At 57.8% G+C, this 25801-nt stretch carries 27 protein-coding genes and 2 pseudogenes; 18 read left to right on the top strand and 11 right to left on the bottom strand.

The window, feature by feature from the left end; translation table 11 throughout:
* Positions 1 to 42 precede the first annotated feature (42 nt).
* The 5 genes from tnpB (AC6CIG_RS28335) to AC6CIG_RS28315 form a co-directional block, all read right to left on the bottom strand.
* Complete coding sequence (tnpB, locus tag AC6CIG_RS28335; protein ID WP_127518956.1) at positions 43 to 396, bottom strand: IS66 family insertion sequence element accessory protein TnpB; 354 nt, start codon at positions 394 to 396, stop codon at positions 43 to 45.
* On the bottom strand, positions 377 to 826 hold the full coding sequence (gene tnpA, locus AC6CIG_RS28330) for an IS66-like element accessory protein TnpA (RefSeq protein WP_013851058.1): 450 nt from the start codon (positions 824 to 826) through the stop codon (positions 377 to 379). Before tnpA ends, tnpB (AC6CIG_RS28335) begins: the two co-directional genes overlap by 20 nt.
* A 164-nt stretch (positions 827 to 990) precedes the next feature.
* Positions 991 to 1689, bottom strand: coding sequence for a fumarylacetoacetate hydrolase family protein (locus AC6CIG_RS28325; protein ID WP_498324248.1), 699 nt, complete (start codon positions 1687 to 1689; stop codon positions 991 to 993).
* Positions 1690 to 1918: 229 nt separating this feature from the next.
* Positions 1919 to 2428, bottom strand: a complete 510-nt coding sequence (locus AC6CIG_RS28320; protein WP_498324247.1) for a RidA family protein — start codon at positions 2426 to 2428, stop codon at positions 1919 to 1921.
* Between the two features lie 152 nt (positions 2429 to 2580).
* Entirely contained in the window at positions 2581 to 3522 is a 942-nt protein-coding gene (locus AC6CIG_RS28315; RefSeq protein WP_498324246.1) for a LysR substrate-binding domain-containing protein, read from the bottom strand.
* A 113-nt stretch (positions 3523 to 3635) separates the two neighbouring features.
* On the opposite strand from AC6CIG_RS28315, the gene AC6CIG_RS28310 reads away from it, so the two are divergent.
* The 13 genes and pseudogenes from AC6CIG_RS28310 (at position 3636) to tnpB (AC6CIG_RS28250) (ending at position 14984) form a co-directional block, all read left to right on the top strand.
* Positions 3636 to 5174, top strand: a complete 1539-nt coding sequence (locus AC6CIG_RS28310; RefSeq protein WP_498324245.1) for a sugar ABC transporter ATP-binding protein — start codon at positions 3636 to 3638, stop codon at positions 5172 to 5174.
* Positions 5171 to 6145 carry an ABC transporter permease gene (locus tag AC6CIG_RS28305; protein ID WP_498324244.1) on the top strand — a complete coding sequence of 325 codons (975 nt, stop codon included), beginning with the start codon at positions 5171 to 5173 and terminating at the stop codon, positions 6143 to 6145. Before AC6CIG_RS28310 ends, AC6CIG_RS28305 begins: the two co-directional genes overlap by 4 nt.
* Positions 6142 to 7119 carry an ABC transporter permease gene (locus AC6CIG_RS28300; RefSeq protein ID WP_498324243.1) on the top strand — a complete coding sequence of 326 codons (978 nt, stop codon included), beginning with the start codon at positions 6142 to 6144 and terminating at the stop codon, positions 7117 to 7119. Before AC6CIG_RS28305 ends, AC6CIG_RS28300 begins: the two co-directional genes overlap by 4 nt.
* 4 nt (positions 7120 to 7123) lie before the next feature.
* A complete protein-coding gene (locus tag AC6CIG_RS28295) occupies positions 7124 to 8074 on the top strand; it encodes a TMAO reductase system protein TorT (protein ID WP_498324242.1) in 951 nt (316 codons plus the stop codon).
* 23 nt (positions 8075 to 8097) lie between these two features.
* Positions 8098 to 8985 carry a polysaccharide deacetylase family protein gene (locus AC6CIG_RS28290; protein ID WP_498324241.1) on the top strand — a complete coding sequence of 296 codons (888 nt, stop codon included), beginning with the start codon at positions 8098 to 8100 and terminating at the stop codon, positions 8983 to 8985.
* 2 nt (positions 8986 to 8987) lie between these two features.
* The gene (locus AC6CIG_RS28285; protein WP_498324240.1) at positions 8988 to 9836 is read left to right on the top strand and encodes an aspartate dehydrogenase; all 849 of its coding nucleotides are present in this window, start codon (positions 8988 to 8990) and stop codon (positions 9834 to 9836) included.
* Positions 9837 to 9849: 13 nt separating this feature from the next.
* A complete protein-coding gene (locus tag AC6CIG_RS28280) occupies positions 9850 to 10635 on the top strand; it encodes an SDR family oxidoreductase (protein WP_498324239.1) in 786 nt (261 codons plus the stop codon).
* A 21-nt stretch (positions 10636 to 10656) separates the two neighbouring features.
* Positions 10657 to 11331 (top strand): RraA family protein, encoded by a 675-nt coding sequence (locus tag AC6CIG_RS28275; protein WP_498324238.1) that lies wholly within the window; start codon positions 10657 to 10659, stop codon positions 11329 to 11331.
* An 18-nt stretch (positions 11332 to 11349) separates the two neighbouring features.
* A complete protein-coding gene (locus AC6CIG_RS28270; protein ID WP_498324237.1) occupies positions 11350 to 12774 on the top strand; it encodes an amidase in 1425 nt (474 codons plus the stop codon).
* A 190-nt stretch (positions 12775 to 12964) separates the two neighbouring features.
* Positions 12965 to 13891, top strand: a complete 927-nt coding sequence (locus tag AC6CIG_RS28265) for a dihydrodipicolinate synthase family protein (protein WP_498324236.1) — start codon at positions 12965 to 12967, stop codon at positions 13889 to 13891.
* A gap of 288 nt (positions 13892 to 14179) precedes the next feature.
* Positions 14180 to 14323 carry a transposase gene (locus AC6CIG_RS28260; RefSeq protein WP_498324235.1) on the top strand — a complete coding sequence of 48 codons (144 nt, stop codon included), beginning with the start codon at positions 14180 to 14182 and terminating at the stop codon, positions 14321 to 14323.
* A gap of 123 nt (positions 14324 to 14446) precedes the next feature.
* The gene (locus AC6CIG_RS28255; RefSeq protein ID WP_498324234.1) at positions 14447 to 14659 is read left to right on the top strand and encodes a hypothetical protein; all 213 of its coding nucleotides are present in this window, start codon (positions 14447 to 14449) and stop codon (positions 14657 to 14659) included.
* A gap of 50 nt (positions 14660 to 14709) precedes the next feature.
* Positions 14710 to 14984: pseudogene (gene tnpB / locus AC6CIG_RS28250) on the top strand (IS66 family insertion sequence element accessory protein TnpB).
* Positions 14985 to 15035: 51 nt separating this feature from the next.
* Here the strand turns inward: tnpB (AC6CIG_RS28250) and AC6CIG_RS28245 are convergent.
* The 4 genes and pseudogenes from AC6CIG_RS28245 to AC6CIG_RS28230 form a co-directional block, all read right to left on the bottom strand.
* The gene (locus tag AC6CIG_RS28245) at positions 15036 to 15437 is read right to left on the bottom strand and encodes a hypothetical protein (protein ID WP_498324233.1); all 402 of its coding nucleotides are present in this window, start codon (positions 15435 to 15437) and stop codon (positions 15036 to 15038) included.
* Positions 15438 to 16820, bottom strand: a complete 1383-nt coding sequence (locus AC6CIG_RS28240; protein ID WP_498324232.1) for an aspartate ammonia-lyase — start codon at positions 16818 to 16820, stop codon at positions 15438 to 15440.
* Between the two features lie 61 nt (positions 16821 to 16881).
* Positions 16882 to 17844: pseudogene (locus AC6CIG_RS28235) on the bottom strand (asparaginase); the annotation flags it as partial.
* 102 nt (positions 17845 to 17946) lie between these two features.
* Positions 17947 to 19086 (bottom strand): CapA family protein, encoded by a 1140-nt coding sequence (locus AC6CIG_RS28230; RefSeq protein ID WP_498324231.1) that lies wholly within the window; start codon positions 19084 to 19086, stop codon positions 17947 to 17949.
* Positions 19087 to 19098: 12 nt separating this feature from the next.
* Here AC6CIG_RS28230 and AC6CIG_RS28225 point away from each other — a divergent pair, with 12 nt between their 5' ends.
* The 5 genes from AC6CIG_RS28225 to AC6CIG_RS28205 all read left to right on the top strand — a co-directional run bounded on the left by AC6CIG_RS28225 (position 19099) and on the right by AC6CIG_RS28205 (position 24039).
* A complete protein-coding gene (locus AC6CIG_RS28225) occupies positions 19099 to 20622 on the top strand; it encodes an MFS transporter (protein WP_498324230.1) in 1524 nt (507 codons plus the stop codon).
* A gap of 170 nt (positions 20623 to 20792) precedes the next feature.
* Positions 20793 to 21485 (top strand): GntR family transcriptional regulator, encoded by a 693-nt coding sequence (locus AC6CIG_RS28220; protein ID WP_498324229.1) that lies wholly within the window; start codon positions 20793 to 20795, stop codon positions 21483 to 21485.
* Between the two features lie 333 nt (positions 21486 to 21818).
* A complete protein-coding gene (locus AC6CIG_RS28215; protein WP_498324228.1) occupies positions 21819 to 22442 on the top strand; it encodes an MFS transporter in 624 nt (207 codons plus the stop codon).
* 7 nt (positions 22443 to 22449) lie between these two features.
* Positions 22450 to 23064 carry a TetR/AcrR family transcriptional regulator gene (locus AC6CIG_RS28210; RefSeq protein ID WP_498324227.1) on the top strand — a complete coding sequence of 205 codons (615 nt, stop codon included), beginning with the start codon at positions 22450 to 22452 and terminating at the stop codon, positions 23062 to 23064.
* Between the two features lie 54 nt (positions 23065 to 23118).
* Positions 23119 to 24039 (top strand): DMT family transporter, encoded by a 921-nt coding sequence (locus AC6CIG_RS28205; RefSeq protein WP_498324226.1) that lies wholly within the window; start codon positions 23119 to 23121, stop codon positions 24037 to 24039.
* Between the two features lie 313 nt (positions 24040 to 24352).
* Here AC6CIG_RS28205 and AC6CIG_RS28200 read toward each other — a convergent pair whose 3' ends face one another.
* Positions 24353 to 25342, bottom strand: coding sequence for a carbon-nitrogen hydrolase family protein (locus tag AC6CIG_RS28200; RefSeq protein WP_498324225.1), 990 nt, complete (start codon positions 25340 to 25342; stop codon positions 24353 to 24355).
* Between the two features lie 248 nt (positions 25343 to 25590).
* A partial coding sequence (locus tag AC6CIG_RS28195) for a GrpB family protein (RefSeq protein WP_498324224.1) occupies positions 25591 to 25801 on the bottom strand: 211 nt, incomplete at its 5' end.

Genomic DNA, 25801 nt, shown 5'->3' with positions numbered 1-25801 from the left:
TCTGAACCGTACCGCCGCGTCAACCGCGCAATTCAAGAGCCCTCAGCCAGCGACCTGGTATTGCCGCACAGGATGGCGCACCATCGCATCGATATCGATGCCATCGAGAATCCAGTGCAATTGCTCCGTCGTCAGCCGCATCACCGTCTCCTGACGCCGGGGCCAGCGGAACTTGTCCTCGGCCAGCCGCTTCAGCACCAGCACAAAACCCGACCGATCGAAGAACAACAGTTTCATCCGGTCGCGACGGCGATTGCAGAACGCAAAAACCGCCGGCGCAAATGGATCGAGCTCCATCGTCTCCTGCACCAGGACCGCAAGACTGTTGATGCCGGCCCGAAAGTCGATCGGCTCGCGATGCAGGTAGACCTGAAGGTCAGCGCCCAGCTTGAACATCACCCAACGCTCCGATTATCGCCGCCAACGCATTCGCATCACCGCATTCCAGCGTCAGCCTCACGCCGTTCGGCAGTGATGCGCTCACCTTCGCTGGAGAGGACAGCGGCCCGATCCTCTGTGCCTTCGGCGGCAGCTCTTCACCATCCGTGGCAGGCATCTCCAACGCGAACTTGCTGCTCGCCGCGGTGATCTGAACCGGAAGAAAAGCCGATGTCGAAGACGGCGGGAATGGAGGGGCCTGGGTGTGTTTTCTTATCCATTTCCAAACGAGATTCGCGTTAACCCCGTGTTCGAGCGCAAGTTTCGATACTGATGCGCCAGGTTCAAGGCAGGCCGCAATAAGACGGTCTTTCGATGCCGGATCGAACCGGCGTCGTCCATTCCGACCAACGAGCCGCACGACAAGTTTTTGACCTTCTTCCATCATTTGGTGTCCACCTCTTTTAGGTGGACACCTCATGCCAAAGCTCACTCAATCACAGAAGGTGCGGAGAAATTCGCGCTTACGATCAATGCAGTTTCAGGGGGGCGGTTTGGCTGAGTTGGCAGTCCTGATGCTCAGCTTCCGCTGACACTTCGTACGTTGGTTGCTCAGATAACTTTGAAGACGACTTCGTCGATACCCTCGATATATGCGACCATTTCGTCGCCTTGCCTGACTGCAGACACACCTGGGGGTGTTCCTGAAAAAATGAGATCGCCCGCTGACAACCTGAAGTAACGCGAGAGAGTGGCGATCATCTCGGGCACTTTCCAAAGCATCTGGCTGAGGTCGCCGTTCTGACGTTGTGCACCATTGACCTTGAGCCAAATCGCACCCGCCTTTGGGTGCCCGACCTTTTCGACCGGATGTATCGGGCCGCAGGGTGCAGAGCTCTCGAAAGCCTTGCCAACTTCCCACGGTCGCCCGAGCGTCTTGGCTTCACTTTGCAGGTCACGACGAGTCATGTCGAGACCCACCGAGTAGCCATAGACGCAACCGAGGGCTTCAGCGAGTGGAATGTTGTCTCCACCCTTCTTCAACGCTACGACGAGCTCCACCTCATGATGTACATCTGTTGACTCAGCCGGATACGGAAAATTTGCTCCTGGCAAAACCAGTCCGTCCGGGTTCTTCTGAAAAAAGAAAGGCGGTTCCCTGTGCGGATCTCGCCCCATTTCTATAGCGTGGTCGGCAAAGTTGCGACCGATGCAATAGATGCGGTGAACCGGAAAGAGAGCCTTCTTGCCGAAAACGGGCAAAGCCGGAACCGGCGATGGCGGCGTGATGACGTAGGTGGGGGAAGACATATCTTATCGCACTCCAGCGCATAATTTCTGCGTTCTTTGAAAAGCTCAATGAGCCTTCCATACAGGGTAGTGTTGCGGCGAAGACAGTACCGTCGACCGCCCCTAATTGCAGGACGGTCAGGGCAACATAGCGGAAACGAAATCCCGGGCCGGTCAGAAATACATGGACTTCTCAGTCGGCACTCATGGAAACGCGGCGGGGCAGCCACGCCGTATCGACGAGCTGCTGTTACCTGGCCTTCGCGGCTGTAACGGTGATTTCTACGAGCCAACCGGGAGGCACCAGTCGAAGAACCTGCGCGCGGGTACGAGCTGGAACGTTGGGCTGCTCGTCAGTCCCGAAGTACTCGTTGTAGACTTTTGAGAAATGTTCGAAATCGGGCTGATTATCGAGATTGGGGTCACCGACGAACAGTGCCTGCATGCTAACAATATCGCCCATGGTGTAACCGCGAGCCGCCAGGATAGAACGTATCTGCTCAAGTACATTGCGCGTTTGAGTTTCGGTGTCGCCGTAGGCCTCGACGCTGTTGGATGAAACTTCTTTGTTTGAGACCGTGGGTCCAACGCCGCTAAGAACGATTGTCTTAGAATTCGCCGGCAACTCGATGGACTCGGCAAATTCGCGGGCCCAACTTTCGGTCAAGTGGGCGGGGTTGCGGTGGCGAACAATATCTTCATCAGCATATGCGGTGCCTGCCATAAGTAAAAACGCTCCAACGCATGAGTAAAATCGCATGTCCCTCTCCATTATTATCGGTTGATTTGGTTTTGACTATGGGGGAGAGGGGGCAATGTGACAAACGAGAATGATGATGGATTGGCATTACAGAAGCTCATGCATGATATCGGTAACTGGGTCGATCGGAGCCTTACAATTCGATCCACGCCTCATGAAAACTGAGCCAAGAGCCAGTCTCTAAACAGAACAATTGGCGCGCGTTGTAAGTTGCCATCCGGGATCAATAGGCAGTAGTCGCCTGCACTTTGCAGGTCGCTTTCGTACGCCACGACCAATCGACCTAGTTCCAGCTCCTGGCGAGCGATTATGTCCGGAACGATCGCTACGCCGCGCCCCCGCGTCGCTACTTCTATCGACATAAAAAAATGCCCCATTTCCGGACCTCGTGCGGCACTTCCTTGGTCGGTTACGCCCTGTGCATGAAGCCAATCTGGCCAGGCGAAGCGTCGGCTCGTGGTATGAATAAGTGGCAGTTTGGCAATGTCTTGTGGAGTTAACGGACCCGTCTCGCTGAGCAGTGTTGGACTACACACGGCTACCAACCGGTCGGGGATGAGCTCGTCGATGTGAATGCCACGCCAGTTTTCGGCCATCTCTAGTTCGATGCGTGGCTGATGTCGTTCATAATGCTTGCCGGGCACCCGTCCGACACGGATTGCTACATCTGGTCCAGAGGAGGAGAAGCCTACTGGATCAATAGATGTGTGTAGCCTGATCTCGATTGAAGGATGCTTCTCCGTAAATAGATAGAGTCGCGGCATGAGCCAGGCAGACGCGAAACTTGGCAAGACCGATACTGTCAAGATCTCTACGTGCTTTCGACGCTGTACTCGCCGCGCGACATTCGAAAGCTGGTCCAAAACCTCGGCGACCACCGTATAGAGCTCTTCGCCGGCGTCTGTCAGCTGAATGCGCCTGGTGAACCTCTCAAACAGAGCTACTCCAAGGAAATCTTCGAGTTGTCTCACCTGCCGGCTGATGGCTCCCTGCGTCACGTAGAGCTCCTCTGCAGCTTTAGTGAAGGATAGGAGCCTTGCTGATGCTTCAAAACCGTGTAGCGCGGAAAGCGGTGGTAGGGGCCGCTTCGTCATATAGAACCTCGCTCATGCATGAGAATTCCTATTGTATAGCGCGAACGCAAATCGTTTGTCATCCGCCGGGTCGCGAAACATCATATCGGCAGTTTTCATCGGTGGCGGTCAGAATGATGCAGACAAATGCAAACTCTGGAATGTGCGATGAGCGCGGCGGGGTATCGGTGTTGAGCGCCGAGACCATTGCCATGTCATTCGGAAACAGCCGAGTGATCCGTCACGTTGATCTTGATCTCAGGCGCGGCGAGATTCATGCGCTTCTCGGAGGCAATGGGGCGGGAAAATCTACTCTTGTTAAGATCCTGCTAGGAGCTCTGCGCCCGACAGGAGGCCGTCTTAAGATCGAGGGAAAACCGGTCGTCTTTCGCTCCGTACGGCATGCGATCTCGAACGGCATTTTTCCGATCTACCAACATCTGAGCCAGTTTCCTGACCTGACAGTTCGGGAAAACCTGGCCGCTTTTAGCCTCGGTATGGCGCGCGGGATATTTGCAGCCCAAGCCCTAAGGTCCGACGAAACGATGCGCGGTTGGTTGGCCGAGGTTGGTCTCTCAGTGTCTCTCGATGCACTTTGCCGCGATCTTTCTACCGGAGAGTTGCAGCTTCTGGAAATTGCCCGTGCGCTTGCTCAGAACGCGAAGGTACTCGTGTTGGACGAGCCAACGGCTGCCTTAACCCACACAGAGTCGGAATTTCTCCTCAAGACGATCGAGAGATTGCGTAATCGCGGCACGGCGATCCTTTTCATCAGTCACAAGCTGGATGAAGTGATTGCAACAGCCGACCGTTTGACTGTCATTCGCGACGGCATTTGCGCCATTACCGGCGTGCCCATGAAGGACGTTTCGACCCAGCACATCGTACTCGCGATGGTAGGCAAGGACGTTGCACCCATCACCGAAATCGCCGCCCACACGGAGGAGACCGTGGCAAGAGTTTGCGGGCTGAAATTGCGCGAAGGCGCTGCCCCAATGGATTTCGAGATTGCGCGAGGCGAAATCGTTGGACTTGCTGGCATCGTTGGAAGTGGCGCCGATCGGATAGCCGAAGCCATTGCTGGAGCGGCGGAACCGTTCTCCGGTAGCGTCTGGATTGAGGATGTTCAAATCGTTGCTGGGTGTCGAAAGGAAGCCGTTGCAAACGGTATCGGGTTCGTGCCTACCGACCGCCACGCCGACGGTGTATTCAGTATTCTGGGAGCACTTCAGAATACCTCAGCCGCAAGCCATCGTCTGATCGCGCGATGGGGATTACTGCAGAAGCGCCAGGAGATTCGTCGCACGCTTCATATTCTCAAACGGATCGGGTTGTTCCCCTTTCGGTTGGAACTCGAGGCAGCAAGGTTTAGCGGCGGCAACCAGCAAAAGCTCGTGGTCGCCAGAAATCTTCTCGTAGACGGACTCAAGCTTTTGGTTATGTCGGAACCGACACGCGGCGTCGACGTCGCTGCCAGGCGAGCAATCCACGAGGTCGTTCTCGAGGTCTCGCAAACTGGCGTTGCGGTCATTGTCTCTTCGAGTGACATCGACGAATTGCTCAGCATTTGTCACCGCGTCTTGGTCGTTCGCGATCAGGTCATCATGGGAGCGTTCGCGCGGGGAGCGCAGCGCCAAGAAATTATTGATGCCCTAGCGGGAGTAGAGGTATGATGATTTTTCTCACAATCTTTCGCCGAATGCCGGTCTCTGTGTTGATCGCGCTAGGCTTTTTCATCTTCTGTGCCGCTTTCGTTCCTCGATTTTCTAGCCTCGGAAATCTTGAGAATGTCGCACGTATCGCTTCTATTCTAGCAGTCGCTGCATGCGGCCAAGTGATCGTTCTGATCTTGGGCGGGATCGAGTTCTCCTTCGGATCGTCAGTGGCCCTCGCGTCCGTCGTGACAGCCATGCTGTTGCCGGCCACAGGTCCCCTTCCGGCGTTTGCCGTCGGTACGTCGGTCGTGATGCTGGTCGGAGTGCTCAACGCAATATTTGTTGCGGGCGTTGGACTGCCCCCAGTCGTGGTTACCCTTGGTAGCCTGATGATCGGTCATGGTCTCGCGGCAAGTCTGGCCGGTGGTTTGCCCATCGATGCTGTGTCGAGCCCGCTCTTCCGCTGGCCAGCAGTAGGCGAAGTTCTCGGCATCCCGGTTGCTGTGCTCGTTGCTGCGCTTGCGCTCCTGTCACTTTGGGTACTTTTGACCCACTCGGAGCTGGGGCGCAGGTTCTATCTTGTCGGTACCAACGCCAGCGCAGCGCGGTTGTCAGGTATCGCCGTAAAGCGGACGATCTTTACAGGCTACGTCATCGCCGGATTTTTTGCGGGTTTGGCGAGCGTAATACTCACGAGCCGCGTAGGTTCCGGTCAGCCCAATCTGATGCCCGAGCTGCCGTTTCAGACGATTGCGGCTTGTGCGATTGGCGGCATTCCACTGACTGGCGGCCGAGGCTCGGTGGCTCAGGTTATCGCAGGTGTCGCTATGATCGCGATGCTCAACAATGCCGTCGTTCTTCTCAATCATCCGGTCGCGATCCAGCAGCTTCTTATCGCCATTGTGATCGTTGTTTCGGTCGTCCTTCAACGTCTTGCTGTGGGAATTGCTTTTGACCTCCAAGTCTTTTTCAAGGGAGCGAAAGCATGACGGCCCGGTTCTTCTATCTGCTGCGTTCTCGCGCATCAATTGCCTTCCTTTTCCTTGCAAGCGTGTGGTGCGTTTTCGGCCTGGCCGATGACCACTACCTAACGTTTGGCAACGCGGGCAGCATCGGTCTTCAGATGAGTGTCCTCGTTCTTTTATCGACGGGTCAGATGTTCGCGCTCACCGTACGCGGGTTCGATATCTCGGTCGGCGCGGTAGCAGCCCTTTCAAGTGTGATGGCAGCATTGGCTTGGAATGCCTTGGGACCGATTGGTCTCTTGGCTGGTCTGCTGACAGGGTTTGCTGCCGGAACGATCAACGGCTTCCTCATTGCCCGGATGGAGGTTCAACCCATTGTTTCGACACTTGGCATGATGATTGGGGCACGGGGGCTTAGCCTGCTCATAAGCGACTCGGGACAGGTGATTCCGATCACGGAATCGCAGGCAATACTGAGAATTGCTTATGGCAGTTGGTTTGGGATCGCTCCGCTCACTTGGTTCGCTCTGGCGAGTGTTGCTGCCGCCGCCTGCCTGATACGCTTCACATTGCTTGGACGTCGCATCCTTATGCTCGGCTCTAATCCCGATGCCGCTCGACTAGTTGGTATGAATGCGGATCGAGTCCATATCGCCGCCTTTCAATTAACCGGTCTATTTGCGGGCCTTGCCGGTCTTGCCATGCTGGCTCGTGCTGGCGCCGGTCTGCCGGTGGATGGCGGTGGCCTGGAACTCCAATCAATAGCGTCGGCTGTCATCGGCGGCACTGCGCTGGCAGGGGGGGTGGCCTCACCGATCGGTACTCTCCTAGGTGCGGCCTTTATCCAGTCTCTGAGTAGTGGGCTTAACATATCCGGTATTTCACCCTTTACCGCGGAGATCGCTATAGGCGCAGTGATCATCGCCGCGTCCTCTGTAAGCATCGCGCCGAATCTAGTGACCCGACTACAAAAGCGGGCCCGAAAGAAGGGGAACTGAGAACATGATCATGACAAAAAAATTTCTAGCGACAGGCGCGCTGATTGCCATGTCGATTGCGTCAACTGCGCAAGCCGAGACCATCGGTTTTTCCGTACCGAGCCTTGCTTCATCCTTTTGGGTCTCGGCGCTTTATGGGGGGCAGCAAGCAGCCAAGGAGGCTGGAGCGGAGTTGATCGTAGTCGATGCGGGTGGCGACGCTAACGCTGTTCAGCAGATTTCTCAGATCCAGGATCTGATTCAACGGCGAGTAGACGCCATCGTCATCGGTGCCACGAACGGTGAGTCCATTGCTCCGGTGGTCGAGCAGGCGCTCGCCGCCGGGATCAAGGTGGTGGGGCTTTCTTCACCACCGGCGAACGAAGGTCTGACCGCCATTGTCAGTGCCGATCACTATGAAATGGGCAAGCTACAAGCTGAATGCATGGGCAAGGCGCTTAAGGGCAAGGGGGAGGTTGCTATGATGGCGGGGCCGCAGGGTCAAGGTTGGTCCGATCGCCGCGCAGCCGGCTTCAAAGAGACAATTTCAAACCTGTTCCCGGAAATGAAGGTGATCGCCGAATCCCACCAGGCTGACAACCGCAACGACGCCCTTCGTGTCGCGGAAGATTGGACGCAGCGTTTTCCGGACGTCAACGGAGTCTACTCGGCAACGGACGATATGGCCGCGGGCGTTATCAATGCCTTCGATGCGTCGGGCGTAAAGAAGGTCGTCTTCACCGCCTCCAACCTCAGTCCCACTGCGAAAGATCTCATAAAGTCTGGAAAGCTCTCTTGTACCTCGATCCAGAAGATCGTTGCTCAGGGTGCGGCGGCTATCAAGGTGGCGATCCAAGCCTCGCAAGGCGTCGCCATTGAAAAGAGCATCGTCACGCCTGGGCTTCTGATCGACGCCAGTAATGTCGACACCGTGGACTTGGGTGATGTGGTCGCTCCGGAAGGCTATCGCCCGTAATAAACACCTAAAGGGGCCGAAAGATGGAAGTTTTGAACAATCCGAGATTGACCTACTCGCCCATTGTGAACCGGCCAGATTTTACCTGGCCGGGAGGGAAACGCTTGGCTGTTTACGTGGCTCTCTGCGTCGAGCATTTTTCCTACGGCTCGGGGCTCGGGATTGCCTATTCGCCGGGTCTGCAGCATCCCAACACTTATAATTGGGGTTGGCGCGAGTATGGAAATCGCGTTGGCGGTTTCCGCTTGGCCCAACTGTTTGATGAATACGATCTGCCGCTTGCAATCCTCTTGAATACAGCGTGCTACGATCATTGCCCGGACCTCCTGGAACAGTTCCGCCGCCGTGGCGATGAGTTCATTGCTCATGGCCATACCAATTCTGAACATCCGAACGGCATGAGCGCGGCAGAGGAGGCTGCAGTCATAGACCGTGTGTCCAGGCTAATCGAAAAGAATGAGGGCTATGCGCCCAAGGGCTGGATGTCGCCAGGTGCCCACCCCAGCGCCAATACAGAGGATTTTCTTAAAGAGCGTGGCTTTGCCTACACCCTTGACTGGCCGATCGACGATCAACCAATCTGGCTCCGGACGGCGCACGGACCTTTGATGAGTATTCCATACCCTCACGAGGTCAACGACATACCAATGATCGTCCTTCATCATGGAACTGGTAGCGCATTTGCCGATATGGCGATCGACAACCTCGAGGAGATGCTTACCCAGTCACGCGAACAGACTCTGGTCTATGGCGTCACCATTCACACGTTCCTGGTGGGACAACCCTTCAGACTTCGCCAATTCAGGCGTGTGCTCGACAGGTTAAGGGAGCACAGCGACCACATCTGGTTCGCGACTCCCGGTCAAATTCACGACCATTACGCAGAATTCTCCGCCAACCAAAAGGTGTAGCCATGACTCTAGCAACTGCCCCTAACGTATCAGAAACGGCGCTCGATCAGCCCTTGCGCGTGGCAATTGCCGGCCTTGGCGCGGTTGGGCTTCAGATCGCGCGCAAGCTCACTGATGGACTGCCTGGCGTTGAGCTTGGGGCAATCGCAGTTCGCGATAAGGTCGCGGCGCGGCGTAAACTCGGCTCTAGCTACGCTGACACGCCTGTCGTCGATCTGCACGAACTTGAACATTATGCGGATGTCGTTGTGGAGTGCGCTCCCGCCGCCATCTTGCGCGAAGTCGTGTTGCCGTTTGTGAGCGCTGGCAAGAGAGCCGTAGTGCTGTCCTGTGGCGCGCTTTTACGGAACATGGATCTGGTGGACATTGCGCGTGAGCGTGGCGGGCAAATAATTGTTCCCTCAGGCGCCCTGTTAGGCCTCGACGCAGTTAGCGCTGCGGCCGAAGGCGAAATCAAAAGCGTGCGCATGACTACGCGCAAACCCGTTACCGGCCTAGTTGGGGCACCCTATCTGGTATCAAACAACATTAACATTCAGGACATCAGGGAGCCCTTGCGGGTCTTCTCAGGTACTGCTCGCGAAGCCGCAGTCGGATTCCCTGCGAACTTGAATGTTGCCGTTGCGCTTTCGCTTGCGGGCCTTGGGCCAGACAAGACCCAGCTCGATATCTGGGCGGACCCGGCTTTAACCCGCAATACTCATCACATTGTCGTCGAATCCGACAGCGCCCTCCTATCAATGTCCATCGAGAATATCCCAACCGAGAATCCGAAAACCGGGCGGATCACAGCGCTTTCAGTGATTGCGGCGTTAAGAAGACTGCAAGCGCCCCTGCGTGTTGGCACGTAATAGGAGACAGAAAATGGATTTAGGTTTGGACGGAAAAACTGCGCTAGTTTTCGGTGCAGGGGGTGGGCTCGGCGGTGCTATTGCCGAAGCATTGGCTGCCGAGGGTGCCCGCCTATTCGCAGCCGACATCAATGAGGAATCTCTCGACCGAGTGACCGGCCGTATTCGCCAGGTCGGCGGTGAGATCAATCCACTGATTTGGGACGTTGCCGACAAAGCGGCGCTGGAACGTCATGCTTGCGCGATCGAACAAAGCCATGGGGGAGTTGATATTCTGGTCAACAACACGGGCGGTCCGCCCCCAACGACCGCGGCGGGCGTCGATCCCGATGATTGGATGCATTACTTTCGTTCCATGGCCTGCGCAGTTTTCGCGGTTACCGACCGATTTCTGCCAGGCATGCGTGCGCGCAAGTTTGGCCGCATAATCACCAGCACATCGTCGGGTGTGGTCGCTCCGATTCCGAATCTCGGGATATCGAACGCTGTGCGAATGTCTCTTGTCGGTTGGTCGAAGACCCTTGCACAAGAAGTCGGCCGAGATGGAATCACAGCAAATATTATCCTGCCTGGTCGTGTTGCGACGGCCCGCATACGTCAGCTCGACGAGGCGAAGGCAAAGCGGGAAAATCGGGCTGTTAGCAACGTTGAGGCTGACAGCGCTGCTTCAATCCCGGTCGGACGCTATGGGGAGCCTAGCGAATATGGAGCAACGGTGGCGTTTCTAGCGAGCCGCCATGCCAGCTATATCACCGGGTCGACCATTCGCGTCGATGGCGGATTGATTGCAAGCATTTAGTCATCATCAGGAGAATAGAACGTGTCAAGAAACAGCCGCGCCGCGATCCGCGAGCGCTTCCTCAAAGTTGATACTTCCAATGTCGCTGACGTGCTGGACGAGATGGGGCTACTGAATCAGGGGCTATCCGCGGAGTTCAGCAGTTATTCCGGTAACACCGGCAAGCTCGCCGGGTTCGCCTACACTATCCGTGGACAGTCCACACCTTATGGTATGGGAGGCGACTCCGAGAAGATGACAGCATGTCAGGGGATCTCGAATGACGAGATTTCCGTCTGGTCGGGTGATGGCGATGGCACTTGCTATTTTGGCGAACTCATTGCGCTTGGCCTTCAGGAGCGCGGTTGCGTCGGCGCCCTCGCCGACGGGGGTGTGCGCGATATTGCTTGGCTTAATCAGCACGACTTTCCTGTTTTTGCCCGCTACCGCTCGCCAGTCCAATCTATAGGACGCTGGAAAGTGAATGCTTGGCAGATCCCAGTTTTCCTCCGGGGTGCAACTTCGAAACATGTCGAAGTTGCACCAGGAGATTTTATTCTTGCTGATGCTGATGGTGCAATAGCTATCCCTGCAGAGCACATCGAGACTGTACTGGAGAAAGCAGAAGCCCTCACGCTCGGCGAAGCCAATATTCGCCGCGAACTTGCCAACGGGATGACGCTAAGCGATGCCCTGAAAACCTACGGTCACGTTTAAATGGGAACTGTCGGGGGAATGGCAGCCAAAATCGCTTTCGATCCCCCGAGCCCGACCCGCGCGGGAGAAGCCGCATCACTGCTGAAGGAGGCCATTCGTCGGGAGGATCGGTGGCCCGGTTTACCACGTGTAGAGCAACTGCTCGCTGGGGAGGCGGCGAGCCGCACCGGCAGTGTTGCGGACGTCGCTCCAATGGAATTTGAGGTGTTGGCAGACTGGCCTAGACGCGCTCGGATGGCGGCGAAACTGCGTAGAGAGCTCAACGCGTTCGTTCGCATCTTCTCGCCGAACGAGGCCTTCTCGATGATGGGCGGGCGAGACTTTGGCGCCGGTTTGCTCGAGAATGTGCCTTTTGCCTTCAAGGATGTGTTCTTTGCTGATGGTCACCGACCGAGCAATGGAACGCGACATAGTTTCCCGCCTCGCGAAGCAACACAGTCAACGCTGTTGTCACGTCTGTTTGCAGCGGGCGCGGTTCCCATCGGCGCCACCAATCTCGACCCTTTCAGCTATTCGCCCACCGGAGAAAATCCCTTCTATGGGGCGCCAGTCAATCCTCGTAATCCCCAATTGCTCGTCGGAGGGTCTTCCTCGGGCTCTTCTGTCGCTGTTGCCGCGGGGATTGTACCCTTCGCAATCGGTACTGACACGGGTGGTTCGATCCGCATTCCGGCAGCCTTCTGCGGTGTTTGGGGTTGGAAGCCCACAAACGGATTGTTAAGCTCCTCAGGGGTCGTCCCACTCAGTCCCAGCCACGATTGCCCAGCCGTCGTCGCGGCGAGCGGGTCCTTGCTCTATCGAGTAGCTGAAGTTTTGGTCGACGAAGCATCACCGGCAAGAAGGAGTGCTGGGAACAGGGTGCGGATTGGCGTAGCCGAAGGGCTGTTTGCGGCGAGCGATGCTGACACACGCACAGCGCTAGAAGAATTCCTCGGTGTCTCCAACTCCGAGCAAGTGCAAGCCGTTGCAATTCCGGACCTGGCGCTCTGCAATAACATCGCGACGGTCGTCACCGGCTATGAGGCGGCGCGCTACTTGGAGCAGTTCTTTAACGAGGTACCCGAAACCTTCACCGAAAATGTGCGCCAACGGCTTGCCATCGGCGCCGCAATCGGGAGGCGGGACTATGAGGCCGCCCAGCGAATACGCTCTCGCTTAACGGCTGATTTTCTTTCCAGCACATTGTGCGAATGCGACGTGGTTGTCTCACCTATCACGCCCCGCGCCTCCTATCCCCGTGAAGAATTGAACGGTCCAGCGGAAGCCAATCGAAAGCTGACACTTGAACTTTTGAAGTTCAATCGCTGGGTCAACAGTCTAGGGTTGCCGGCTGTGGCGGTACCTCTCCAACTTTCAGGAGGGCAATGGTGCGCAGTACAGATTATCGGTCGTCCATATGCGGATCTGGATCTCCTGCGACTCGCTGCTAGGTTTCCTCTGTAAGCTTCCCTGGCAACCCAGGTGGCCCGTTGAGGAAAGTCAGTCGAGAGGGAGGTGGTCGCCGAAGCGCCCGAGCAGGACCGCATGGAAGTCTGAATCATGAGCGAAGTCGATCGGGGCGTGCCGCTTCCCGGTCTTTACCCGATGAACGCGCAACGAAGGCCCGGTACGACGCCTGGAAGGAAATCCAGAAATGACGTTCAGCACGCAATCCAAGGGCGTCTACGCTATCGCGACGACGCCGTTCTTCGAGGACGGTTCGATCGATTTCAGTTCGATCGACCGGCTAACGGACTTTTATCACGAGAGCGGTTGCACTGGCGTCACGATCCTCGGGATCATGGGCGAGGCTCCGAAGCTCGACCCGGAGGAAAGTCGGGCCATAGTCAAGCGCGTGGTCTCCCGATCCAAGATCCCGGTGATCGTCGGGGTCTCCGCTCCAGGGTTCGCCAGCATGCGTTCGTTGGCGCGTGACTCGATGGAAATGGGCGCGGCCGGCGTGATGATCGCTCCGCCACCTGCGCTGCGCACGGATGATCAGATCGTCAACTATTTCGCGGGCGCAGTGGAAGCCGTCGGCGAAGATGTGCCGTGGGTTCTGCAGGATTATCCGCTGACCCTCACGGTTGTTATGACGCCTGGCGTCATCGCCAAGATCATCACCAATCATCCGTCCTGCCTGATGCTGAAACACGAGGACTGGCCCGGCCTGGAGAAAATCTCGAAGCTGCGCGCCACGCAGAAGTCGGGCGAGCTTCGCGAATTTTCTATCCTCTGCGGCAATGGCGGAATGTTCCTCGACTTTGAGCCCGAGCGAGGGGCCGACGGCGCCATGACCGGCTATGGCTTCCCGGACATGCTCACCGAGCTGGTGGGGCTGTTTACGGCCGGGAAGAGAGATGACGCGCACGATCTTTTCGACGCACACCTGCCGTTGATCCGTTACGAGCAACAGCTTGGCGTCGGCCTTGCCATTCGCAAGCACGTTCTGAAACGTCGGGGCGTGATCGCCTCCGACGCGCAACGCAAGCCAGCCCAGATGCTGACTCCGACCGCGCGCGCAGAAGTGGATTATCTCCTTGCCCGCGTCGCGAGGCACGATAAGCGCGCTGCTCTTTAGGGCAGATTGTTATCCCTAGACCTGTTCGTAGCTGATCAAGAGCTGCGGACGGCCTATAAAATCACGCTCGTATCTGCGCCGTTCATCACGGTCTGTGTTGGCGCTCGCGAGGCTGATTTGTTGAAGGATGACGTTTGAGAATGCAGGGCCAGGAAACCTTGCTTGATAGGATCTTGCCTATCGACGAGATGAATTGTTCTCGTTTCGGGCCAATACCGGCGCTGCCGTGGAGTGGGATAGTGTCCATCAAGTGCTGAGTGGACACTATGGCGGTATTTGATGTGGGGAATGAGCGAAGCGGCGAAGCGCGGTCGACGAAACTGGTCGCTGGAAGACAAGTGGCGAATTGTTGAAGAAGCGCAGCTTCCCGGAAACTCGGTAGCGGAGGAGGCGCGCCGGCGCGGGGTCAACAGCAACCTGCTTTTCCGCTGAATACGGGCAGCCGAGGCCGGACAGCTCGGTCACAGGCCGGATTCCCTTGTGCTTCGGCCGCAACCCGCCTTGGACTTCATTCCGATCGGCGTGTTTGGACGAGGCGATGACGAAGGGCCTGCGATGACGATACCGATCGCCCCCTCTGCGGCGGCTCCCCCGGTGGCGAGTTCGGCGCGGCCCAAATCGGTGTTGCCGGCCAAAGGGCCGACATTGGACGAGCGCCCCGGCGTCATCGAAATCGATCTTGCCAATGGTGTTCGCGTTCGCGTTGACGCCTTCGTAAATGAGAAGGCATTGCGGCGTGTTCTTGCAGCGCTGGGTGAGGCGTCGTGATCCAGATTGCCGCGGGGACGAAAGTGTACCTGGCCTGCCGGCCGGTCGATATGCGGCGTGGGTTCGATGGTCTGTCGGCGGAGGTCGTCAACACGTTGAATGCCGATCCAGTGGCCATCTCTTCCTCTTTCGGGGGAAAAGAGGCGGCTATTTGAAAGCTCTTTATTGGGACGGAACCGGGATGTGCTATGGCAAGTTCGTCTGGCCGTCGATCGTCGATGGTGTTCTGCAAATGTCGGCAGCCCAACTTGCTCTCCTGGTGGAAGGGATGGATTGGCGGCGAACGCGGATGCCTGACCCTCTGCCGAAGCCGGCGATGGCGTAATAACGCATTGTTTTTGTGACTAAAACCCGTAGCGGGATAAGACCCCTTGTGCTACAGACGCATGTCTTTTGTTGCTTCCGATCCGCTTGCCGAACTGGAGGAATTGCGTGCGTTGAGTGCCGGCAAAGTTGCGGTCGGCAGCAAGCTGGCGCGCGGCGCCCAGCAGCATGGCCGTGCGCCCGTCATCCGCCCGGCATGTTCCGACGCGTAGTCGAAGCCGGCCTCCTCGGTGATCGGTAACGCATCCATGTCGGCCCTCAGCCCAACCGATTTGCCTTTTCCCCCGTTGCCGCGAATGACGGCGACAACGCCGCTGCAGCCGACGCCGCTCGCGATGCTGTCGACGCCGAATTCACGCAGGCGCTCGACCGCAAAACTCGACGTCAGCGGCAGATCATAGAGAAGCTCAGGGTTTCGGTGCAGCTCGCGGCGCCATGCGATCACATCGCTCATTTACGCGAACTCCGAGGCAAGCTGCGCAAGCGCCAAGGACCGTTCCTCGGCCAGGATCTCCCCCGCGGGTCGGTCGTCACCCAGAATTCGATAGGCGATCTGCGACGCCTTTTCATAGCCGAGCAGCGGCACCAGTTCGGTGACCAGCGCCGTGCTCCTTTCCAAATGCGCCGAGCACTTATCGGGATTGGCGCTGATGCCGGCCACGCACCGGGTTGCGAACGCATCGCAGGTCCGCTGCAAAAGGTCGATCGAGTTCAGGACGTTGTAGACGATCACCGGCTCCATCGCATTGAGTTGGAGCTGGCCGGCTTCCGATGCCATCGTCACGGTGACGTCGGCGCCGATCACCTGGAAGGCGACCTGGCTTACGAGTTCCGGCAGAACGGGATTGATTTTCCCCGGCATGATCGAGGAGCCCGGCTGAAGCGCCGGCAGATTGATCTCGCCAATCCCGCCGCGCGGGCCGCTCGAAAGCAGCCGGAGGTCATTGGCGATTTTCGAAAGCTTCGTTGCCGAGCGTTTCAGCATCCCCGAATAGAGAACGAAAACACCAGTGTCCCAGCTGGCTTCGATGAGGTCCGTTGCGGCAGCCAACGGGAGACCTGTCATCTCGGCAAGGATGGGAACGACCAGCCCCTGGTAGCCGGGAGGTGCGTTGACTGCGGTGCCGATCGCCGTACCGCCGAGATTGATCTGGCAGAGCAGTTGCGATAGTTCCTCAAGTCGCTCGACATCCTCCCGCAAGGTCGAGGCGAAGGCCTGGAACTCCTGGCCCAGCGTCATGGGAACTGCGTCCTGAAGCTGCGTTCGGCCGAGTTTGCGGATGGTCGAGAAGTCGGCCGCGCGCGCGTCGAAGCATTCTGCGAGACGGCCGATCGCCCGCTGCAGGTCCTGGTTGCCGAAAAGGAGTGCGATGCGGATGGCGGTCGGGTACACGTCGTTCGTGGACTGCGACAGGTTAACATGATCGTTCGGGTGGATCACGTCGTAGCTTCCGAGCGGTAGGCCTTGTCGTCGCAGCGCAAGGTTTGCGATCACCTCGTTGGCGTTCATGTTGGAGGAGGTGCCGGCGCCTCCCTGGAATATTCCGACGGCGAAGGCGTGGTGGTGTCTGCCCGCAAGCACCTCGTCACAGGCTGCGAGTATCGACTCCTTCAGCGAGGGTTGCAGCAGCCCCAGACGACCATTGGCCTCTGCCGCCGCCTTCTTGACGTAGGCCAACGCGCGCACGAAGCTCGGGAAATCGCGCAGCGCCACGCTCGATACGTCGAAGTTTGCAATCGCCCTTGCCGTCTGCGGGCCGTAAAGCGCATCGGAAGGCAGCGTGACCGTGCCCAGTGCATCGGACTCCACGCGAAGGGCAGGGTCTGGATTCGACATCTCTTGAACTCCTCGACTCTTTGAATAAACGGGAGCGCCGACGGAATTCGGCCGCGATTTCCATGGGGTGAAAATTGGCTGCGAGAAGAAGGTTCAGGAGCAATCGAGCCTTCAACCCATCCAGACTGCCCGACGGAAGGACGCCTCGGGCGGTAAGATCCATCTCCGATCCAGCGTAGCCATAGGTGCTTTCCAGAACCGGCCCCGTCGTGCATCGGCTGGACAGCACGACGGGCATGACTTTGGTCAGTTGCTCCAGCATCGGGACGAGTGCCGCTGAGACATGGCCGCCGCCGGCCCCTTCGATGACGAGACCAGCGAAGCCGAGATCCGGCAATGCTGAAAGGATACGGTCGTCCATTCCCATTGCGAACCGAAGCAGCGCCACCGGCTTGCTGTCAGCGTCGAGCTGCAATGTCAGCGCAGGATGGCGAGGCGCTCGCCAACGGTATTGGACTCGCCCCTCAATCAAACGCCCGACCGGAGCGGCAGCCGCGGAGCGGAACGCCGACAGTCTGATCGTGTGCGATTTGCTGACAAACTGGGCAGAATGAATCTCGTCGTCGAAGACGACGAGGACGCCGCGGCCACGGCTCGACGCATCGGCCGCCACTCTGATCGCTCCATCCAGATTGGAGGGGCCATCGGCGCCCAGCGCCGCCGCACCACGCATAGCCCCGGTCAACACGACCGGGCTGTTTTCCTCGGTGAGGCAATCAAGCAAATAAGCAGTTTCCTCCAGCGTGTCGGTCCCCTGCAGGACGACGACAGCGTCGAAGCCGTTTGCCAGGCGGCTGCGAAGATCTTGAGCGAGCGCCACTATCGAGGAGATGGCCAACGATGCGCTTGGAAGCTTGAACGGCGACCAGGTCTCGATGGCTGCAATATCGACAATGGTCGGGACGCTCGACAAGAGATCGTCCGCCGTCAGCGTCGGAGAGAGGCCGTCGACGGGATCGCCGATCATTGTGATCGTGCCGCCGAGAGAAACGATGAGAACGCGAGGGAGCAAGGCTTTTTCCATTTGGTCGGGTGACGAATATCGAATGTCCGGTCGTGACGGACGGCGGCCCTGACCGGTCACAAGCCATGTCGAAGCTGACTGCGACCGGCGGGGCTGCGATGCTCAGGCGACGCCGACGAGTTTCTGTCGCGGTTCAAACCGACAAACCGTCCGCGGGCCGTCGATTAGCATCTCGGTGCCAAGTGTCGCCGACAGGCGGTTGAAGTCAGTCAGCACCGGCGCTGCTTCATCTACATCGTCGATGAGCACGGGCATGCCCTCGGAGTCGCAGTGGGTCGCCCGGAACTCGATTTCGGCGATCCGGCCGTCCTCGATGGAAATCGAACAAACCATGGACCAGGGGTCGATCTGCAAGAAGATGTCCTTCTGGACGGGTGTGGCGTTCGCCCAGTCCTGCTGAGCGATGTGATTGCCGAGACTGTAGAGGATGGGCCTGCCGCGATAGGTTTCGATGCCGGCCGGACTGTGCGGATGGTTTCCGAGGACCATGTCGGCGCCGGCGTCGATGATCGCGCGCCCAAGCGGCTGTTGGTACTCGGCCCTAGGATTTCCGCGTCCGTATCCCCAGTGGACGCTGACGATCAGGACATCGACGCTGGGGCGCAGACGTTCAATCTGACCGACGAGCTGCGCGACGTCTTCCGGAACGGCCCGGCTGCGCATCTTCATGGGAGCGCCGGGCTCGGTAGCCAGCAGCACCGGGTGGATTTCCGGCCACTGCTCGACACGGACGGGCGAAATACCGGGGCGGTCTGCCATCGCGGCGTAGTCAGGTGGCAACAGACAGGAAACCGCGATGATACCGAGCTTAGTTCCGCCGATCTCGACAAGCCGCGGAGTCTGCGCGGCGGCGAGGTCTTGTCCGCCTCCGACAGTCGCGATGCCCGCCTCGTCAAGGTGCGAGAGCGTGTCCAGGAATGCCCCAATGCCGAAGTCTCGTGTGTGATTGGTCGCAACGGTCATCAAGTTGAAACCCGCGCGGCTCAGATCTTCGGCAACAGCCGGCTCCACGAGATAGGCAATTGGTGCGTCGGTTCGATGGCCAGCGGTTGAGAACTGCACCTCGCAGGACCCCCACACTACATCACCCGCGCGCAGGTAGTCCATTGTCTTCTCATAACCCGGGTGTACCGGAATACCATCTTGGTAGAGCCGATTGCGGACGACGATGTCGCCTGCAGCCGAAAAACGCAGCTTTGAAGACACGGAAACTCCCTTCAATGTTTTTATGATGTATTTCATCTATCACCCCGATTGGCGCAAGAATCAAGCGAAATTCGGAAATTAGCTCAACGGCGGTTCGAGACTAGCAGGCTCGAAGAAGGCGCGATTGACTATAAATGTTTTTATGATGTATCTAACGGGACGGCGGACGATGAAAAGGCGCCCGCGCAGTATTCCAACGTTCAAAGAACAAGAGGGGATTCCCACAAAATGAGCGTCAACCTTCCTGCGGGCGGAACAGCTTCCGTACCCGCCGACCTCGATGCGACCTACAAGAAAGTGTTCTGGCGACTGATACCCATACTCATGGTCCTCTGGGTCCTGGCATGGATTGATCGTGTCAATGTCAGCTTCGCCAAGCTGCAGATGATGGAAGAGCTACAGTTCAGCGACGCTGTCTACGGGCTTGGCGCAGGCATATTTTACATCGGCTATCTGGTCTTCGAAGTTCCGAGCAACCTGTTTCTGCAGAAGATCGGCGCGCGCAAAACCATCGCACGTATCGCGATAGGCTGGGGCGTGATTTGCATGCTGATGGCGCACGCCACGACACCGGCGCTGTTCTATACGCTACGATTTCTACTCGGCGCGTTCGAAGCGGGCTTCTTCCCTGGCGTGATCATGTATCTGACGCTCTGGTTTCCCACTAAACGTCGCGCCAAAGTCTTCGGCATTTTCATGTCCTCGGTAGCGCTTTCCGGAGTTGTCGGCGGGCCGCTTGCGGGATCGATCATGACCCATTTGCATGGATATTTGGGGGCGTCCGGTTGGCAGTGGCTTTTCCTGCTTGAAGGTCTGCCAACCGTTCTGATCGGCCTTTTCGTTCTGAAATATCTCACCGATAAGGTGGAAGACGCTCGTTGGCTCACGTCGAAGCAACGAATGGAGCTGCGCGCCGATCTCGACCGCGACAGCAAGGAGTTGGGCGAGCGCCAGCATTCGTTGTCACTCCTCCTTCGAGACCGACGCCTGTGGATCTTCACCGCAGTCTACTTCCTTGTCATCGTCATGAATGCGACGGCGGCATTCTGGGGTCCGACGATCGTGCGTGAGGCTGGCTTCGACAATATCGCCACGATCGGCTGGATCATTTCCGGTGTATCGCTTTGCGGTTCGGCGGCAATGGTCTTCAACGGTCTGATGGCCGATCGGACACAGCGCCCGCTCGCCCAATGCGTCGGCTCGATTGTCGTAGGTGGCCTTGCCTTCGTCGCCCTTGCCATGCCCATCTATAACAATGCCCTGTTGACGATCGGAGCCTTCGCGTTTGCCTTGGCCGGCGCCTATGGTGCCATTCCGGTATTCTGGCAGATGCCGAACAAGCTTTTTGCGGGCACGGCTGCCGCCGCTGGCATTGCTATCATCAACTCTTTCGGCAACCTTGGAGGATTCCTTGCACCCTACGGCCTCGGCCTCTTGAAGACCGAGACCGGCAGCGTTGCCTCGGGACTTCTGACGGTGGGCGTTCTCGGCTTGTCGGCCGCCCTTGTCCTCGTTCTTGTCGTCCAAAGCTTCATGAATACAGAAGCGCGGACCAAACCCTTGAAGGCGTAGGACGTCTTTTAACCCGAACCGGGCGCCGCCTTATACAAAAGGGCGACGCCCAACAGGCTTGACTTTGCTGTCGTGGCCCGGTGTTTCTACAGGCACCTAGGTACGAGCATCAGTGGTCGTGCACCGCCAGACGGTTGCCCTACATAGCCGATCCTCTCTCCGGAGCCCTTATGAAAGAATCTGCCTCTACGCCTAAACAATCGCTCGGGGATCGGGTCTACAATGATTTGCGGACTGCCATCACGCTTGGAGAAATACGCCAGGGCGTCGTATTCAACGAGGCAGACCTGATTGCGCGCTACAAGGTCAGCTCGTCGCCACTGCGGGAAGCTCTGACGCGTCTTCGCCAGGATGGGCTCGTCAGAGTCATTGCCAGGCGCGGCTATGCCGTTACCGAGCTCAGCCTCAAAGACTTTCATGAACTGATACAGATGCGGCTGATCATCGAAGGGGCGGCAGCGGAGTTGGCTGCACCACGAATTACCGACGAGCACATCGCGGAGATGCGTCGTCTTTCCAGCGCCAAGCTGGTCGTTGGCGACAAGACGAGCTATCGGAACTTTATGCAAGCCAACCAGGACTTTCATGAAAAAATCGCGGAAATCGCCGACAACGGGCGTCTACGACGTGCCACGAGCCAGATCTTCGACGAAATCCAGCGACTTCTTTTTGCCGACATTGGCCATGGGGACGGTGACGAACTGGAACACGACCATGATGAGATTATTGAGGCGTTGGCCGTGCGCGACGGCCGAAGAGCGCGCAGTGCTGTTATTCGTCACGTCAAACAGTCTCGCGACCGAGTTGTTGGTCGCATGATCCGCCAACAAAAGGGTTTCGAAGAAAGCAACATCTTTGGTTGAGCGAGCTTGTCATGTGACCGCGACTTAATCTGGGTTTGGATATGAACTGGGCCAGCAATAAACGGTCGCCGCTGGATGGATGCGAAGCCATTCAGATGACTTGTCCCAGGCATGGGCCATGATGGCTGTCGGCATCGTGCTGCTCCTTGCGATCGCGCTCGCACTCCGCGTCTCTCCGTGGAAAGCGCCTCACTTGATTTTTTGAAACGACGAGGTCGCAGAAGCTTTGCACTTCTTTCATTTAAAAGTACGCGTTTCATCCGATGGAGAGACCGGAAGTGCGAGAACACTGGTATCGCTGCATTGACAACTGTAAGTTCCTGAGGGGCAACAATGAGGCACGACAAACAACGACTGAACTACGTCCTGTTCCTCATTGGGGGGTCAGGACTCGTGACCACTGCGCGCGCTATGACGCTCTCGTTCCTTGCCATCAAGCTGCAGCAGTCATTTGGGCTCGGTCCAGCCATGATTGGTGCGCTCCTGGGGATCGGTCCCCTGGTAGGCGCTGTCGCGGCTCCCTTCGCAGGAACACTGTCGGACAGGGTGGGGCGCAAGACCGTGCTGACGCTTACGCTGCTCTCCATGGCCCTTGCTTTGGTTGGCATGGGGCTCGCCGAAACAGTTGTGGCATTTTGCATTGCTCAGGTCATTGCGGCTGTCGCTCTCGCGATCTATGAGCCGATTTCACGCGCCCTGATGAGTGATGTGTGCCCCGAGCCGCTGCGTCTCAAGTACTTTTCCTGGCGTTATACGGCCACGAATGCTGGCTGGGCCGTCGGACCGTTGATGGGAATCGCTGCTGGTGCAGCGTCCGCCACTCTTTTCGTCATTGCAGGCTTTGTCTACGCGATGTTCGCGCTGGTCTTGCACCTGTTGAACGTGCCGATCCAAGAATCAAGAATTTCGCGCCGTTACATTAAGAGCTTTTGGCAGCTTGACGAATTTGTAACTTGAACTCATTATGATACAGATCGGTCTCTATCATAATGAGTTCCCTATGCCACGTCCGCGTGATCCCGCCAACAAGCGCCAGCAGATCGTCGATACGGCTTACGCGCTGTTTTCGCGCTCCGGCTATCACGCGACCGGTACAGATCGGATCATCGCTGAGGCGGACGTGGCCAAGATGACGATGTATCGCAGTTTTTCCTCCAAGGACGCCTTGATCGTCGAAGTACTGAACCAGCGTGCCGCTCGCTTTGACGCCCAACTCGATCGTCTTGCGCAGCACGCCTCGACCCCGCAGGAGAAGATCGGCACGATCTTTGACTGGTACGAGCGATGGTTTCTGAGCGCCAACTTTCATGGTTGCCTGTTTGCCCATGCGCTTGCGGAGTTCGGTGAGCCGGAACATCCGGTCTTTGACGCGGTGGTCGAGCACAAGAATAGCCTCAAGACCCGGCTCTTGAGCATTCTCGGGGCCGCGATGGACAAGGATCAGGCGGCATCAGCATCGGATGCGATCTTTATGTTGCTCGAAGGAGCGACCCTGATGGCTCAGATGGGCCAAGGACAGAACGCTATCCTCCACGCCCGTCAGGCAGCGTTCAGCCTGATCCGCATTCCCGACGGATGAGTCCGCCGCGAGCGCGCGACTATCCAGATACCTCTCGTTTCGAAAGTCCGTCATTTGCGCCTCGAAGGAACTCCCCTCGGCATCACGTTGATCGTGACCTCGGTCTTCATGCTCGCCTTCGGCGATGCAGTCGTCAAACAAAGTAATGCCGACTTCTCGCTGTGGCAGCTTTTCGTCGCACGCGGACTTGTCACCGTTCCCCTGCTGTTTGGCGTTGCCAGAATCCTGGCTCCTGCTTCGCCGCGATGGCCGAAGGCCGTGGGCTGGGTGTTTGTGCGCAGCATGCTGATCGTGCTGATGTGGATTGCCTATTACGCCGCACTCCCGTTCATGAGCCTGTCAGTGGCGGCCACGGCGCTCTACACGACGCCACTGTTTATCGCTCTCTTCTCCGCCGCCCTCATTGGAGAACCTGTTGGCGCACGGAGGTGGCTGGGAATCCTGCTGGGCTTCATCGGTGTGCTCGTCATTCTGCGCCCGGCGGCCGATGACTTCTCCGCAGTTGCGTTGCTTCCGATCCTTGCTGCCATCTTCTATGCCCTCGCGGCGGTCATAACCCGAAGCAGATGCGCTGAGGAGAACTCCTTGAGCGTAGCTATGAGCCTGAACCTGTGCCTCGTCATATCGGGCGCTCTGGGCGTCGGAGGTATCATGTTCGTTCCGGCCGCTGACGACCTAGCTTTTCCCTTCCTGCAAAGTCCGTGGATGGCGATGAGCAATGGGACATGGGCGATCATTGTACTATTGGGCATCTTGCTGGTTGCGGAGAGCATCGGGGTAGCAAAGGCCTATCAGATCGCCCCGGCAGCGATCATCGGTACATTCGACTACAGCTATCTGGTGTTCGCCGTTTTCTGGGGCTTTGTATTTTTCGCGGACGTTCCCGACATGCCCACGGTGCTGGGAATCGGCTTTATCCTTGCGGCGGGTTGGCTCGTGGTCGGGAACCCACCCCTCAAACAAACAAATCGCTGAAGCAAACGAAGAGACGTTGTCGGCCGCCGCTGAGATCGAAGGGGAATTTCTTTTGCAAAAATCGGCATTTTGCAGACGACTTTTGCGACAGCCAATCTTGAACCGTGTGTCGGTTTTGGTGCATTCGCTGCTAGAAGCAGACGGTCGCCTTCCCATCCCATCAACGACACTCGCGATAACCTAAGTAGGTGGCTGCTCTTGGGATCACTCGAAGAGTAGGCCGATGACCGAAATGGCGCGCGATCCGGCCAGTCGAGAGCCGGCCCAAAAGGATCAAGTCGCGGCCAGGGGCTGCCCCTGACCGTATTTCTAATCAGAATTGGTCGCGGCTGTCGCTTCTCACGTCGCCGTCCACCTGATGAGGAGCGTAGAGGTCGGCGCGAGCGCTTCGCCGCCAGGGCCGCGCCGGATGCTCCCGGTCAATTGTAACATCGGTGACGGAGATCGAAGTTGAGCCATCTGCCGCGCATTGGGCTGCCCAGCGGCCATCTGGCGATGCTATCCCAGCAGGAATAGCTACGCTTTGCGGCGCGTGAGCTGCGTAGCTGACCCAATACGTATTGCTGGCAGCGTGGCCCAACACCTCCGCGGCGAATGCTGGGGCGGCGGAAGGGATTTCGCCTGTAGTCGAGAACAGAACGCAATCTGCCTCAAGCCGCTCATACTCCGTGAATAACTCTGGATAGTGTGATTCCATCCCGAGTGCGCAGCCGAACCGCACGCCATCCACTTCGAATGTCACCGGCAATTTTCCAGGCGAATACATGAAGGATGTTTTGGTATTCGATAGCATGCGCTCGTCGTAGCGGGTCACCAGTGTTCCGCAATCACATATGACGTACAGGCTATTATGCGGCCGATGAGGAGGTGTAAGCTGATGGACGGACCCAAGCACCGTCCATAGCTTCAATTTCTTCGCCAGCTCGCTCGTGGCCGCCAATTCTGAACGCAAAGTGGCCCAGTCATATCGTCCCCAGTCTGATGGGCCGATCTCCTTGGGGCCGCTCTCTGACATAAGCCGCTTGTTGGGCGAGCATGTCGCGCCTTCAGGGAAATGGATTACGCGAGCGCCTGCTCTATGAGCGGCCATCATCAGGGCGCGCAGCTCCGTCCCACTCGCTCGAAGCGCAGACTTGTCGCGAGGATCTTCAAACAGAGAGGTTTGCGCCACAGCAAGCCCTATTGCGTGGATGGCAGGCTTGGCCGACGGCTGGCGGATGTGGTGAAGAGCTGCGGTGTAAGATTCGCCTGTCTTTGCCGCGCGAGCGCGTACACGACGTTTGAAATTTCCGTTTTGGGTCATTGTGAGGCCTTTCACGTTCCGGACGTAGTTCCCCAGCAACCCGCCGAAACGATCGGACCAAGACAACCGACCCGAGACGTCAGTCCCTTTGCCTCTGTTCAAGACCATGCTGGGGAAGGTCTAGGAGGTTAGGCGTAGGCCACGCCGAGCGAATGATGCGCCGCCCCGCACTGATTCGTCAATCAGCATTGATCACTCGCGAAGAACGCTTCTGGCGCGCTCCTAGGCAAGGCGGTAGTCGGCCCCGGTCACCGCGCCTCTCTTTGCGCCGCGCGGACTATTTCGGAGATGAAGGCACTCTTCCCCGACGTATAACGATCCCCATCATACGGAAACTGCGCCGCAAGCTGGTTTTTCAGGGCAAGGTATGCAGCAGCCACGTCGTCATGTTGACGAAGATGATTTCGGAAAAGCATCCGCTGTTCGTGGGTCTGGTTTGAGGGCGGGCAGAGGTAGACC

The organism is Sinorhizobium sp. GQ132 (genome assembly GCF_059758575.1).
The sequence above is the reverse complement of the archived record's forward strand: the minus strand, read 5'-3'. Positions and strand labels throughout refer to the sequence as shown.